The sequence below is a fragment of the Rouxiella sp. S1S-2 genome (genome assembly GCF_009208105.1).
Lineage (GTDB): Bacteria > Pseudomonadota > Gammaproteobacteria > Enterobacterales > Enterobacteriaceae > Rouxiella.
This window is the reverse complement of record NZ_WFKL01000001.1, coordinates 104,774-118,416: the sequence shown is the minus strand read 5'-3', so window position 1 is coordinate 118,416 and position 13,643 is coordinate 104,774. Positions and strand designations below refer to the sequence as shown.

General features: G+C 53.2%; 10 protein-coding genes. 7 read left to right on the top strand and 3 right to left on the bottom strand.

Annotation, left to right across the window (positions count from 1 at the left end; genetic code table 11):
* Window positions 1-172 precede the first annotated feature (172 nt).
* The gene (gene rpmE / locus GA565_RS00530; protein WP_055773620.1) at window positions 173-385 is read left to right on the top strand and encodes a 50S ribosomal protein L31; all 213 of its coding nucleotides are present in this window, start codon (window positions 173-175) and stop codon (window positions 383-385) included.
* An 82-nt stretch (window positions 386-467) separates the two neighbouring features.
* On the opposite strand, the gene metJ is transcribed toward rpmE, so the two are convergent.
* Complete coding sequence (gene metJ, locus GA565_RS00525) at window positions 468-785, bottom strand: met regulon transcriptional regulator MetJ (protein ID WP_004392248.1); 318 nt, start codon at window positions 783-785, stop codon at window positions 468-470.
* 350 nt (window positions 786-1,135) lie between these two features.
* On the opposite strand from metJ, the gene metB reads away from it, so the two are divergent.
* The 3 genes from metB (at window position 1,136) to metF (ending at window position 5,864) form a co-directional block, all read left to right on the top strand.
* Entirely contained in the window at window positions 1,136-2,296 is a 1,161-nt protein-coding gene (gene metB, locus GA565_RS00520) for a cystathionine gamma-synthase (protein WP_152196950.1), read from the top strand.
* A 3-nt stretch (window positions 2,297-2,299) separates the two neighbouring features.
* The gene (locus tag GA565_RS00515) at window positions 2,300-4,735 is read left to right on the top strand and encodes a bifunctional aspartate kinase/homoserine dehydrogenase II (protein WP_152196949.1); all 2,436 of its coding nucleotides are present in this window, start codon (window positions 2,300-2,302) and stop codon (window positions 4,733-4,735) included.
* Between the two features lie 220 nt (window positions 4,736-4,955).
* Window positions 4,956-5,864 carry a methylenetetrahydrofolate reductase gene (gene metF / locus GA565_RS00510; protein ID WP_152196948.1) on the top strand — a complete coding sequence of 303 codons (909 nt, stop codon included), beginning with the start codon at window positions 4,956-4,958 and terminating at the stop codon, window positions 5,862-5,864.
* Window positions 5,865-6,026: 162 nt separating this feature from the next.
* On the opposite strand, the gene ppc is transcribed toward metF, so the two are convergent.
* A complete protein-coding gene (gene ppc, locus GA565_RS00505) occupies window positions 6,027-8,672 on the bottom strand; it encodes a phosphoenolpyruvate carboxylase (RefSeq protein WP_152196947.1) in 2,646 nt (881 codons plus the stop codon).
* Window positions 8,673-8,988: 316 nt separating this feature from the next.
* A complete protein-coding gene (gene argE, locus GA565_RS00500) occupies window positions 8,989-10,140 on the bottom strand; it encodes an acetylornithine deacetylase (protein ID WP_055773625.1) in 1,152 nt (383 codons plus the stop codon).
* A 205-nt stretch (window positions 10,141-10,345) separates the two neighbouring features.
* Between argE and argC the strand changes: the two genes are divergently transcribed.
* The 3 genes from argC (at window position 10,346) to GA565_RS00485 (ending at window position 13,593) form a co-directional block, all read left to right on the top strand.
* Entirely contained in the window at window positions 10,346-11,350 is a 1,005-nt protein-coding gene (argC, locus tag GA565_RS00495; protein ID WP_152196946.1) for an N-acetyl-gamma-glutamyl-phosphate reductase, read from the top strand.
* A 170-nt stretch (window positions 11,351-11,520) separates the two neighbouring features.
* Window positions 11,521-12,294, top strand: a complete 774-nt coding sequence (gene argB, locus GA565_RS00490; RefSeq protein WP_152196945.1) for an acetylglutamate kinase — start codon at window positions 11,521-11,523, stop codon at window positions 12,292-12,294.
* 78 nt (window positions 12,295-12,372) lie between these two features.
* Complete coding sequence (locus GA565_RS00485; RefSeq protein WP_055773628.1) at window positions 12,373-13,593, top strand: argininosuccinate synthase; 1,221 nt, start codon at window positions 12,373-12,375, stop codon at window positions 13,591-13,593.
* The last annotated feature ends 50 nt before the right edge of the window (window positions 13,594-13,643 follow it).

Genomic DNA, 13,643 nt, shown 5'->3' with positions numbered 1-13,643 from the left:
GTGTACACTGTGTGACTCGGAATGCATGAACATGATTGCGCGGTCAGTTTATATTCTGTATGATTCGCCGCCTTTGGTGCATTCCGTATCAAAGACCTAATCATTTACACTACGCGTGGTGTCCGACGGAAACACGGTTGGATAGCGATGCGGCCTAAACAGAGGTTTTCCCATGAAACAAGGTATTCACCCTAAATACGAAGTTGTTACTGCTAACTGTTCTTGCGGTAACGTTATCAAAATCGGATCTACCGTTGGTCACGATCTGAACCTGGACGTTTGTGGCGAATGTCACCCGTTCTACACTGGTAAGCAACGTGAAGTAACTACCGGTGGACGCGTTGACCGCTTCAACAAGCGTTTCAGCGTACCGGGCAGCAAATAAGCTTAGCCCGAAAGCAAAAAAAGGCGCCGGTGGCGCCTTTTTTGTTGCCTGCGTTTCTGCAATTAGAAACGCAAAACTCTTCTTAATACTCCCAAGTATCGGGATCTACACCCAGCTCTCGCATGAGAATTTTGGCGGCTTCCGGGATTTCATCGCTGCGTTCTTTACGCAGGTCTTCATCGTTCGGCAACGGCTGGCCAGTAAAGGCATGCAGAAAAGCTTCACACAGCAATTCACTGTTCGTGGCATGACGCAGGTTATTCACCTGGCGACGTGTGCGCTCGTCCGTCAAAATCTTCAATACTTTCAGAGGAATGGAAACCGTGATCTTTTTAACTTGTTCGCTTTTTTTACCGTGTTCAGCGTAAGGGCTGACATATTCGCCGTTCCACTCAGCCATGGGACACCTTAAATTTATCAAATAAAAATAAAATTCTGAAAACCCGGGGATTATGCCCGATTTCCACAGATCTCACTATATTTCCGCCGATCTCACTATAGCCGTCATATTTGCAACAATCCTGTCGGGATGTTGTTCACTTTGTCAGCGGATGCAAATTTGTGTTTAACTGCGCCAATCAGCGCAGTAGCGTCCACATAATAAGCCATATTCCTATAATTTTAGCGGGTATTATCACAATCCTCAATCTATACGCAAAGAAGTTTAGATGTCCAGATGTATTGACGTCTATCCCGCTAACGATTAATCTTTACTCCCTCATCCTCATTTAATCCCGTCGGGGAGCACATATGACGCTCAAGCAAGGCACTATCGCGGTTAGCAGTGGACTTAACATCGACCAGCAATATGGCTGCGTTGTTCCACCTATTACACTCTCCAGTACCTATAACTTTGAAGATTTTAATCAGCCAAGGGCTCACGACTATTCGCGTCGCGGCAATCCCACGCGTGACGTGGTCCAGCGGGCTTTGGCAGACCTCGAAGGCGGTGCGGGTGCCGTGTTAACCAGCAGCGGTATGTCGGCGATTCATCTGGTGTGCACCGTGTTTCTTAAACCGGGCGATTTGCTGGTGGCTCCGCACGACTGCTACGGCGGCAGCTATCGTTTATTCGACAGCCTGAGCAAGCGTGGCGCTTATCGCGTATTGTTTGTCGATCAGGGTGACCCGCAGGCGCTGAGTGATGCCTTGGCGCAACAGCCTAAGCTGGTGTTGATCGAAACCCCAAGTAATCCTCTGCTGCGCGTCGTCGATATTCAGGCCATTTGCGACGCTGCACATCAGGCCGGTGCACTGACAGTAGTAGACAACACCTTCCTGAGCCCGGTGTTGCAGCAGCCGTTGAAGCTGGGTGCGGATTTAGTGGTGCATTCGTGTACCAAATACTTGAACGGCCATTCCGACGTGGTGGCGGGCACGGTTATTTCCAAAACTGCCGAGCACGCCACCGAGCTTGCCTGGTGGGGAAATAATATTGGCGTGACCGGCGCAGCCTTCGACAGTTATCTGTTGCTGCGCGGACTGCGCACCGTTAGCGTGCGTGTGAAACAGCAGCAGGAAAATGCATTGGCTATCGTTGCTTATTTACAGAAACAATCATTGGTTAAAAAGCTGTATCATCCTTCACTGCCGGAGAACCAGGGTCACGAAATTGCGCGACGTCAGCAGCGCGGATTTGGTGCTATGGTAAGCTTCGAATTTGCAGGAGATGAGGCACGCTTACGCCACTTCCTCTCCGAATTAAAACTTTTCACGCTGGCCGAATCACTGGGCGGCGTAGAAAGTCTGATTTCACATACCGCAACCATGACCCACGCAGGCATGTCAGCAGAAGCACGGGCAGCCGCCGGGATATCCGACAGTTTACTGCGCGTTTCTGTCGGTCTTGAAGATAGCGAAGATTTAATTGCCGATCTGGAACAGGCTTTCCAGGCGGCGGCAAAGAGGTAAGTAATGAGTGCAATAGCGGTTGCAGCGCCGGCAGGAAGTCGGCAGTTACACAAATTTGGCGGTAGCAGTCTGGCCGACGCGAAATGTTATCTTCGCGTGGCTGGCATCATGGCTGAATACGGTAATCCTGGCGATATCATGGTGGTTTCGGCAGCGGGTAGTACCACTAACCAGCTGATTAACTGGCTTAAGCTTAGTCAGACCGACCGGATCTCGGCCCATCAGGTGCAGCAGGCGCTGCGTCGTTATCAGAGTGAGCTGATTACTGGCCTGCTGCCTGTCGAAATGGCTGAAACCCTGATTGCGACCTTTATTAACGACCTCGAACGTTTGGCGATACTGCTCGACGGCAAAATGACCGACGCGGTTTATGCCGAAGTGGTTGGGCAGGGTGAAGTGTGGTCTGCACGTCTCATGTCGGCACTGCTGGCGAAAATGGACGTGCCTTCCGCCTGGCTTGATGCCCGCGATTTTTTACGTGCCGAACGTGCCGCGCAGCCGCAGGTGGACGAGGGTCGTTCCTACCCGCTGCTGCAACAGCTTTTGGCCCAGCATCCTCACCAGTACTTGGTGGTGACCGGCTTTATCTCGCGCAATGACGCGGGAGAAACCGTGCTGCTCGGGCGCAACGGCAGTGACTATTCTGCTACACAGATTGGTGCTCTGGCCGGTGTGAGCCGCGTGACCATATGGAGTGACGTGGCCGGTGTTTACAGCGCTGACCCGCGCAAGGTTAAAGATGCCTGCCTTCTTCCGCTGCTGCGCCTTGACGAAGCCAGCGAGCTGGCGCGTTTGGCGGCACCGGTGCTGCACACCCGCACCTTACAGCCGGTATCGGGCAGTGATATTGATTTGCAGCTGCGTTGCAGCTATCAGCCTGAACAGGGCTCGACCCGCATTGAGCGCGTGCTTGCCTCGGGTACTGGAGCGAAGATTGTCACCAGTCACGACGATATCTGCCTGATTGAGGTGGCTATCAGTCCGGCTCATGATTTTGCGCTGGCGCATAAAGACGTTGAACTATTGCTTAAACGCGCTCAGGTTAAACCGCTCGCAACCGGCGTGCACGCTGACCGAAATCTTCTGCAGCTGTGTTACACCTCCGAGGTGGTTAACAGCGCGCTGGCGGTGCTCGAAGAGGCCGGTTTACCGGGTCGCCTGACGCTGCGAGAAGGGTTGGCGATGGTGGCACTGGTTGGGGCCGGGGTATGCAAAAACCCGCTGCACAGCCACCGTTTCTATCAGGAAATCAAAGACCAGCCGGTAGAATTCATCTGGCAGGCGGAAGACGGTATTAGCCTGGTGGCGGTATTACGCGTAGGCCCTACCGAGCATCTGGTTCAGGGGCTGCACAACACGCTGTTCCGCGCTGAAAAACGCATTGGCCTGATGCTGTTTGGCAAAGGAAATATAGGTTCGCGCTGGCTTGAGCTGTTTGCCCGTGAGCAGAAAAATATTTCTGCGCGCAGCGGATTCGAATTTGTGCTGGCGGGCGTAGTTGACAGTAAACGCAGCCTGTTGAGTTACAACGGGCTTGATGCCAGCCGTGCACTGGCGTTTTTTGACGATGAAGCACGCGAGCACGACGAAGAGTCGCTGTTCTTGTGGATGCGTGCGCATCCTTATGATGATTTGGTGGTGCTCGATGTTACCGCCAGCGCCGAGCTTGCGGATCAATACCTTGATTTCGCCAGCTATGGTTTCCACGTCATTAGCGCGAACAAAGTGGCGGGCGCCTCGTGCAGCAATCAGTATCGCCAAATTCGCGACGCGTTTGCTAAAACGGGCAGCCACTGGCTGTACAACGCCACGGTGGGTGCTGGGTTACCTATCAACCATACGGTGCGTGATCTGCGTGAAAGCGGCGACAGTATTCTGGCTATCAGCGGGATCTTTTCGGGTACGCTGTCCTGGTTGTTCCTGCAATTTGACGGCACGCAGCCGTTTACCGAACTGGTGGATCAGGCGTGGCAGCAGGGTCTTACCGAGCCAGACCCGCGTGTGGACCTTTCGGGCCAGGACGTGATGCGCAAGCTGGTCATTCTGGCACGTGAAGCGGGTTATGACATTGAACCTACCCAGGTTCGCGTGGAGTCGCTGGTGCCTGAAGGCTGCGAGACCGGTTCGGTCGATCAGTTCTTTGAGGGGGGAGAGGCGCTGAATCAGCAAATGCTGCAGCGGCTTGAGGCGGCCAGAGAAATGGGCCTGGTGCTGCGCTACGTGGCGCGCTTCGACGCCAACGGCAAGGCGCGCGTGGGGGTTGAAGCCGTCCGCGATGATCATCCACTGGCCTCGTTGCTGCCGTGTGATAACGTTTTTGCTATCGAAAGCCGTTGGTATCGTGATAATCCGCTGGTTATCCGTGGACCGGGTGCCGGACGCGATGTGACTGCCGGTGCCATTCAATCTGACCTTAACCGCTTGACCCAGCTGCTTTAATTTTTTCCCCCTGCGCAGCCTTGCCGCAGGGGGATATTTCACTTCCCGCCTGAACTTGAAATTCCTTCACTTTGAGTGAAAATTAATCATAACCCGACATCATTTTTGAGTTGACTCTTTAACCAAAATCCCGCATTTTACATCCATACGTTTAGACGTCTAGACGCTTATCAGGTGACGCCGATAATTAAAACGAAGTAATGCACGAGGTAGGGACCGTATGAGCTTTTTCCACGCCAATCAGCGCGAAGCGTTGAACCAGAATCTGGCCGAATTACAGGGGCAGATTAACGTATCTTTCGAGTTTTTCCCGCCGCGTACCAGCGAAATGGAAGACACGTTGTGGAGCTCTATTGACCGCCTTAGCAGCCTGAAACCAACATTTGTTTCAGTGACTTACGGTGCAAATTCCGGCGAGCGTGACCGCACTCACAGCATTATTAAAGGCATTAAAGATCGCACCGGTCTTGAAGCTGCGCCGCACTTGACCTGCGTTGACGCCACGCCTTCCGAGCTGCGCAAAATCGCACAAGACTACTGGCAGAGCGGCATTCGCCACATTGTTGCTCTGCGCGGCGATTTGCCTCCTAACAGCGGCAAACCTGAAATGTATGCAACGGACCTGGTGCACCTGCTGAAAGACGTGGGTGACTTTGATATTTCTGTGGCGGCTTATCCTGAAGTGCATCCTGAAGCGAAAAGCGCGCAGGCTGACCTTATCAATCTGAAGCGCAAAATTGACGCCGGAGCTAACCGCGCGATTACTCAGTTCTTCTTCGACGTAGAGAGCTATCTGCGTTTTCGTGACCGCTGCGTATCCGCCGGAATTGACGTTGAAATTGTGCCGGGCATTCTGCCGGTATCCAACTTCAAACAGCTGCAACGCTTTGCCAAAATGACCAACGTGCGCGTACCCAACTGGATGACCAGCATGTTTGAAGGGCTTGATGATGACCCTGAGACCCGCAAAATGGTCGGCGCCAACGTGGCGATGGACATGGTTAAAATTCTGAGTCGCGAAGGTGTGAAGGATTTCCACTTCTACACCCTGAATCGTGCTGAGATGAGCTACGCTATTTGCCATACGTTGGGCGTAAGACCTGAAATACCGGCATCTTTAGCACTGTAGCCTGATTGGTCCCTTTCGTTCGCCCCGGTTACTTATTCACAATACTGCTTGCTACAACGCGAACTCTGCGCGGTATTACATAGCAGAGACATAAAAAAACCCAGACATCAGAGCTGGGTTTTTTAGTATTTAACCCTTCCCGTTTTGGGGGAAGGCTAATGACTAGCCGGTATTACGCATACCAGCCGCCACGCCGGCAATGGTCACCATCAACGCTTGCTCAACGCGGGCATCAAGCTCGCCTTGCTCTTCGAGCTGGCGGGAACGATGCAGAAGCTCGGCTTGCAGGACGTTCAACGGGTCGGTATAGACGTTACGCAGTGCAATAGACTCGGCAATCCAAGGCAGGTCCGCCATCAAGTGATCGTCATTGGAGATAGCCAACACCACTTTGATGTCGTTGCTTAACTGATCGCGCAGTTTCTGACCCAGCGGCCACAGGTCTTTGCTGACCAGACGCTGATCGTAGTATTCCGCCAGCCACAGGTCGGCTTTGGCAAACACCATTTCCAGCATGCCAATTCGCGTAGAGAAGAACGGCCAGTCGCGGCACATTGACTCGAGCACGTCGCGCTTGCCGGCATCGACAACGGCTTGCAGACCTGCACCCGCACCGAGCCAGGCTGGCAGCATCAGGCGGTTTTGCGTCCAGGCGAAAATCCATGGAATTGCGCGCAGGCTTTCAACGCCGCCGCTGGCTTTACGCTTGGCAGGACGCGAACCAAGAGGCAACTTGGCCAGCTCCTGCTCAGGCGTTGCCGAGCGGAAGTAAGGCACGAAGTCTTTATTCTCACGCACGTAGCCGCGGTACATCTTGCACGAAACGTCAGAAAGCTGATCCATGACCTCAACCCAGGCCTTTTTAGGCTCAGGCGGCGGCAGCAGGTTTGCCTCAAGAATGGCACCGGTGTAAAGCGCCAGACTGCTGATAGTGACTTCCGGCAGGCCGTATTTGAAGCGGATCATTTCGCCCTGTTCGGTAACGCGCAGGCCACCTTTCAGGCTGCCCGGAGGCTGTGAAAGCAGCGCGGCGTGAGCCGGTGCACCACCGCGCCCGATAGAGCCGCCGCGTCCGTGGAACAGCGTCAACAGAACGCCCGCTTTCTCACAGGTTTTGATTAACGCATCCTGAGCGCGATACTGCGCCCACGAGGCTGCCATCACGCCCGCGTCTTTGGCGGAGTCGGAATAGCCAATCATCACCATTTGTTTGCCCTGAATGAAACCGCGATACCAGTCGATGTTGAGCAACTGAGTCATCACGGAATCCGCGTTGTTCAGGTCATCAAGAGTTTCAAACAGTGGGGCAACCGGCATGGCAAACGGACAACCGGCTTCTTTGAGCAGTAAATGCACCGCCAGCACGTCAGAAGGCGTACGCGCCATCGAGATGACATAGGCGGCAATCGAGCCTTCAGGCGCTTCTGCGGCAACCTGGCAGGTATCCAGCACTTCTTTGGTTTCCGCACTCGGGGTCCAGTTGCGTGGAACCAGCGGGCGGGCCGAGTTCAATTCACGGATCAGGAACGCCTGTTTGTCGTTTTCTGACCAGCTTTCGTAATCGCCCAAGCCGAGGAAGCGGGTGATTTCGGCAATCGCTTCGGTATGGCGATTACTTTCCTGACGGATATCAATACGTACCAGCGGCACGCCGAAACAGCGCACACGGCGCAGCGTATCAAGCAGTTGACCGTTGGCGATAATGCCCATGTTGCAGGCCAGCAATGACTGATAGCAGGCGTACAGCGGTTCCCAAAGCTGGTCATTGTTCACCAGCAGGTCTTTAGGACGCGGCAGTTTTTCGCCTTTCAGACGTGCTTCCAGGTAACCCTGGGTTGACAGCAGTTGAGCACGCACGTCTTTCATGATGGTGCGATAAGGCTCCACCACGTCTTCGCCACCGGCGCGTTCACGCAGCTCCGGTGTGGCTTCGGTCATCGACAGCTCTGAAATCAACACGTGAATGTCGCGCAGGAACAGGTCGGTCGCTTTCCAGCGGCTGAGCTGCAGCACGTGACGCGTGATAGCTGCCGTCACGTTTGGGTTACCGTCGCGATCGCCACCCATCCAGGAGGTGAATCGCACCGGCACGGCCTCGACCGGCATTTTGTAATCCAGTGAGGTTTCGAGCTGTTCATTGAATTCGCGAAGGAAAGCCGGAACGCCTTCCCACAGGCTATTTTCAACAACGGCAAAGCCCCATTTGGCTTCATCAACTGGCGTAGGGCGAATTTTACGGATTTCATCCGTGTGCCATGACTGGGCAATCAATTGGCGCAGGCGACGCATGATCTGCTTACGTTCGTAGTCGGCCAAATCGTTATGGTCGAGCTGCTTCAGGCAGTTGTTAATTTCAACCAGTTTATGGATCAGAGTTCGGCGAGCAATTTCCGTCGGATGCGCAGTCAGTACCAGCTCAATGGAGAGCGCTTCAACGGCATCGCGTAACTGCTGATCTGACAAGTTTTTAGATTTTAAACGTTCGATCAGCTGTGCCAATGCTTCTGGATTGCTGGCTGCTTCGCCGTGTGGAGAAATACTGTGGTACTGCTCGGCCACGTTGGTCAGGTTTAAAAACTGACTGAAAGCGCGAGCAACCGGAAGTAATTCGTCATTCGATAAGTTTTGCAGCGTAGTCAGCAATTCCTGACGGTCTGCCTCATTACCCGCACGAGAGGATTTGGACAACTTGCGGATTTTTTCAACGCGCTCGAGAACCTGCTCTCCCAGCGTGTCCTTGATGGTGTCTCCAAGCAGCTTGCCCAACGTGCTGACATTACTTCGCATTGCGGAATATTGTTCGTTCATATTACCTCTGACCCGTTTCTTGTTTGATTTTTTATGTCTTGTAAATAACTTTCACCCGTAAGGCGCATTCGCCTCTGTCTAGCTCGCCTTCATGGCAAATCTCGGTAGTTCAATTTCAGTACTGTAGGAACTTACCGCAAAAACCCTATTCTTCTCATTAGAAATTAGCTGAATCGAGGAATCAGGCTGAAATTTAATTACAGCCGGTGGGTTATTAGTGCGGCTAATTGGCCTGTTTGTACAATATCAAAGGGCATTGCATGATGCCCTTCTTTTGTTACATCCCATTAACAGTGAGAGGGTGGCGCCCGCGCACTCAGTGGTGGCAGAAGTGGTGCACAACCTGAGCGATCAACTCACGCGTTGGTTTGATAAAGGCGGTATCAATGTACTCATCCGGCTGGTGAGCCTGATCGATAGAACCCGGGCCTAACACCAGCGTTGGGCAAAGCTCCTGAATAAACGGTGCTTCGGTGCAGTAGTTAACAATTTCAGTTTCAGTGCCCAGCAGTTTTTCAACCACTTGCACCAGACGGTGGTCCGGTGGGCATTCGTATCCCGGGATCGGCGGATGCAGCGCTTCAATCGTCAAACGGCCCGGCCAGCGGCTGCTGACAGGTTCCAGCGTCTCGTTGAGTAAATCGTCCAAATCCGACAGTGTCAGGCCCGGCAGTGGGCGAATATCCATATGCAGTTCACAGCAGGCGCAAATGCGGTTGGCTGCGTCACCGCCGTTAATATGCCCGAAGTTCATAGTGGGATAAGGAATGGCGAAACCGCTGTGGTTGTAGCGTTCTTTTAGCGTATTGCGCAAGCCCATCAGGTGGGTGATAGAGTCGTGCATCAGCTCGATGGCGTTGATACCGCGACCCGGATCGCTTGAGTGCCCCGATTGGCCGGTAATGCGGATGGCATTGGAAATATGACCCTTGTGGGCGCGCACCGGCTTAAGCGAGGTTGGCTCACCGATAATTGCACAGTCAGGACGAATAGTGGAGGTCTTGGCAAAATAGCTGGCACCGGCCATGGTGGTCTCTTCGTCAGCGGTGGCCAAAATATACAGCGGTTTGCCCAGCTTCTCAGTATCAATATCGCGCAGTGCATCGAGAATAAAAGCAAAAAAGCCTTTCATGTCGGCAGTGCCCAGTCCGTAAAGCCTATTTTCATGCTCGGTAAGGGTAAAGGGGTCGCGCGTCCAGCGTCCGTCGTCGAAAGGCACGGTATCGGTATGGCCCGCCAGCAGCAGGCCACCGGCACCTTCACCAATGCTGGCCAGCATGTTGAATTTATTACGCGTATTGGGTACCGGCTGAATTTCGACCTTGAAGCCTAAATCGGTAAACCAGCCTGCCAGCAAGTTGATTAGGGTTTCATTGCTTTGATCCAATGCGCTGTCGGTGGCACTGATCGATGGCGTGGCGATTAACGCACGGTATAGCTCAATAAATGGAGGTAATTTCATCTTCACTGTTGACAGCCTTTGGTTAGGGTAATATAAATATTCATGCATTTAATGTGAATAAAAATACATTAAGCCGGTTCGTAAGGAAACCCTAAAAACACGCAGGTTTCCGAATGTAGATAAAAAGAACGAACAGGCTGAATTTCGCGGGTTTCTGGCGTAAAAAACGCAGTGAGCCCTCTATTTTTTTAAAAGAAGGTGAACTGAGTCCATGTTGAATACGCTGATTGTTGGTGCAACCGGTTATGCTGGAGCTGAACTCGCGCTCTACCTCAATCGTCACCCACATATGAACATAACCGGTTTAACGGTTTCAGCGCAAAGTGCAGATGCAGGGAAATTGCTTTCCGATTTGCACCCGCAGTTGAAGGGCATCGTCGATCTGCCTGTTTTGCCTCTGGAAAATGTTGTCGAAGCGGCAAAAGGCGTAGACGTTGTTTTTTTAGCCACCGCGCATGAAGTCAGCCATGATCTGGCACCGCAGTTCCTGGCGGCCGGTTGTGTCGTGTTTGACCTGTCTGGTGCGTTTCGTGTTAAAGACCCTGCGTTTTACACTCAATTCTATGGTTTTGAACATCAGCATCAGGACTGGCTCGACAAGGCCGTTTATGGTCTGGCGGAATGGCAGGCCGATAAACTAAAAGATGCGCAGCTGGTTGCGGTGCCGGGTTGTTACCCGACGGCGGCCCAGTTGGCAATTAAACCACTGCTTGAAAAACAGCTGCTGAATCAGGACCAATGGCCAGTTATCAACGCGACCAGCGGCGTGAGCGGCGCGGGGCGCAAAGCCAGCCTCGGTACCAGCTTCTGTGAAGTCAGCCTGCATGCTTACGGCATTTTCAATCATCGTCATCATCCGGAAATATCGACCCACCTCGGCACGCCGGTGATTTTCACCCCGCACCTGGGCAGTTTCCCGCGCGGGATTCTGGCCACTATTACTTGTCGTCTGAAGCCGGGCGTCAGTGCAGAGCAGGTTGCCGAGGCCTTCCAAAGCGCCTATGCCAGCAAGCCGCTGGTCCGTCTGTACGACAAAGGCATGCCAGCGCTGAAAAACGTTGTCGGCCTGCCGTTCTGCGACATTGGCTATGCGGTGCAGGGTGAGCACGTCATTATCGTGGCAGCGGAAGATAACCTGCTGAAAGGTGCATCGGCTCAGGCGGTACAGTGTCTGAACCTGCGCTTTGGTTTCCCTGAAGCCACCTCACTGGTATAACCAGCTGAATTAGTTGGCAATGCGTGAGATAACTTTCGCATTGTTAATTTTATAAAACACCTTTCTTTGAGCGTTTCTTGATAGCCTCAGGGATGGTAGATTAAACATCCATTTAACTCTCGGCGCGGCAGCTTCACATGCGCAGGGAGAGACTTTGAGGCGTGAACAGTATGAATCCATTGGTCATAAAATTAGGCGGCGTATTGCTGGACAATGAAGAAGCGCTGGAGCGCCTTTTCAATGCGCTGGTCGCTTATCGTCAGGAATTTCAACGCCCTCTGGTGATTGTTCACGGCGGCGGTTATCTGGTTGATGAGCTGATGAAGCGCCTCAATCTGCCGGTCGTCAAAAAGTCCGGCCTGCGCGTTACGCCTGCCGACCAAATTGACATCATTACCGGTGCACTGGCCGGTAGCGCCAACAAGACGCTGCTGTCCTGGGCGGTGAAAAATAACATTAATGCGGTTGGTCTCTCTCTGGCCGACGGCGGTTCCGTTAGCGTGACTCAGCTGAGCGAGGAACTGGGTTTTGTGGGTAAAGCAGAAGCCGGTTCTCCAGCGCTGATTAACACACTGACCGCGGCGGGTTATCTGCCTATCGTTAGCTCTATCGGCATTACTGCCGAAGGTGCATTGATGAACGTTAACGCCGACCAGGCTGCAACCGCGCTGGCGGCAACGCTCGGCGCCGACCTGATTCTGCTCTCCGACGTGAGCGGCATTCTGGACGGTAAAGGGCAACGTGTACCTGAAATGACCGCAGCACGAGCGGAAGAGATGATTGAGCAAGGCATTATCACCGACGGCATGATTGTTAAAGTGCATGCGGCTCTGGATGCGGCGCGTACGTTAGGCCGTCCGGTCGATATCGCCAGCTGGCGTCATGCCGAGCAGTTGCCCGCGCTCTTTAATGGTGTCGCGATCGGCACGCGTATTCAGGCATAACTCACTATTTTATTAAAAGCGCGGCGTCTATACGGTTGATAAACAGCGTCGCGAAATCAGATATTTAAGGAAATTATCATGGCAGCAACTCAAGGCATCAGCAAAATTGTTCTGGCTTATTCAGGCGGTCTGGATACTTCAGCGATCATTCCATGGCTGAAAGAGAACTATGGTAACTGTGAAGTGGTGGCATTCGTGGCCAACATCGGTCAGGACCAGGCAGACCTGGAAGGTATCGAGCAAAAAGCGCTAGATACCGGTGCTTCTGAATGTCACGTGGTTGACCTGCGTGAAGAATTTATCAAAGACTACGTTTACCCGGTGCTGAAAAGCGGTGCACTGTACGAAGGGACTTATCTGCTGGGCACCTCAATGGCGCGCCCACTGATTGCCAAAGCACAGGTTGAGCTGGCACTGAAAGTCGGGGCAGACGCCGTGTGTCACGGTGCGACCGGTAAAGGTAACGACCAGGTTCGTTTCGAAACCACCTACACCGCGCTCGCTCCGCATCTGAAAGTTGTGGCACCGTGGCGTGAGTGGGACCTGCGTTCTCGTGAAGCCCTGCTTGACTACCTGAAAGAGCGTAATATCAAGACCACCGCGTCTCTGGAAAAAATCTACAGCCGTGACGAAAACGCATGGCACATCTCCACCGAAGGCGGCGTACTTGAAAGCCCGTGGAATGCACCAAACAAAGACTGCTGGGCCTGGACCGTTGCGCCTGAAGATGCACCGGACGAAGCCGAGCTGGTGACCCTTAAGGTAGTGAAAGGCGAGGTTGTTGGGGTTAACGGCCAGGAACTGAGCCCGTTCAAATGCCTTGATGCTCTGAATGCGCTGGGTGTTAAACACGGCGTGGGTCGTATCGATATCGTTGAAAACCGTTTGGTAGGCATCAAGTCTCGCGGCTGCTACGAAACCCCGGGCGGCACCATCATGATGGCTGCGCTGCGCGGCGTTGAGCAGTTGGTTCTGGACCGTGACAGCTTCAAATGGCGTGAGCAGCTGGGTCAGGAAATGTCTTACGTGGTGTACGACGGACGTTGGTTCGCTCCACTGCGTGAGTCTATTCAGGCCGCAGCTGACTCATTGGCGCAAGACGTTAACGGTGAAGTGGTGGTCAAGCTTTACAAAGGTACTGCCACCGCTATTCAGAAAAAATCACCTAACAGCATGTACTCTGAAGAGTTTGCAACCTTTGGTGAAGACGAAGTGTACGACCACAGCCACGCTGGCGGTTTCATTCGTCTGTTCTCGCTCTCTTCACGCATCCGTGCCCTGAACGCTGCCAAGAAGTAAAGTCAGCGCCGTTCATTGGCATTGTTTACAAATACTATGCGTTACATCAG

What these genes read in the sequence shown, in the direction of transcription:
- metB (WP_152196950.1), top strand. Translation starts at nt 1,136, where the DNA reads ATGACGCTCAAGCAAGGCACTATCGCGGTTAGCAGTGGACTTAACATC.
- GA565_RS00515 (WP_152196949.1), top strand. Translation starts at nt 2,300, where the DNA reads ATGAGTGCAATAGCGGTTGCAGCGCCGGCAGGAAGTCGGCAGTTACAC.
- metJ (WP_004392248.1), bottom strand. Translation starts at nt 785, where the DNA reads ATGGCTGAGTGGAACGGCGAATATGTCAGCCCTTACGCTGAACACGGT.
- ppc (WP_152196947.1), bottom strand. Translation starts at nt 8,672, where the DNA reads ATGAACGAACAATATTCCGCAATGCGAAGTAATGTCAGCACGTTGGGC.
- GA565_RS00485 (WP_055773628.1), top strand. Translation starts at nt 12,373, where the DNA reads ATGGCAGCAACTCAAGGCATCAGCAAAATTGTTCTGGCTTATTCAGGC.
- argC (WP_152196946.1), top strand. Translation starts at nt 10,346, where the DNA reads ATGTTGAATACGCTGATTGTTGGTGCAACCGGTTATGCTGGAGCTGAA.
- argB (WP_152196945.1), top strand. Translation starts at nt 11,521, where the DNA reads ATGAATCCATTGGTCATAAAATTAGGCGGCGTATTGCTGGACAATGAA.
- metF (WP_152196948.1), top strand. Translation starts at nt 4,956, where the DNA reads ATGAGCTTTTTCCACGCCAATCAGCGCGAAGCGTTGAACCAGAATCTG.
- rpmE (WP_055773620.1), top strand. Translation starts at nt 173, where the DNA reads ATGAAACAAGGTATTCACCCTAAATACGAAGTTGTTACTGCTAACTGT.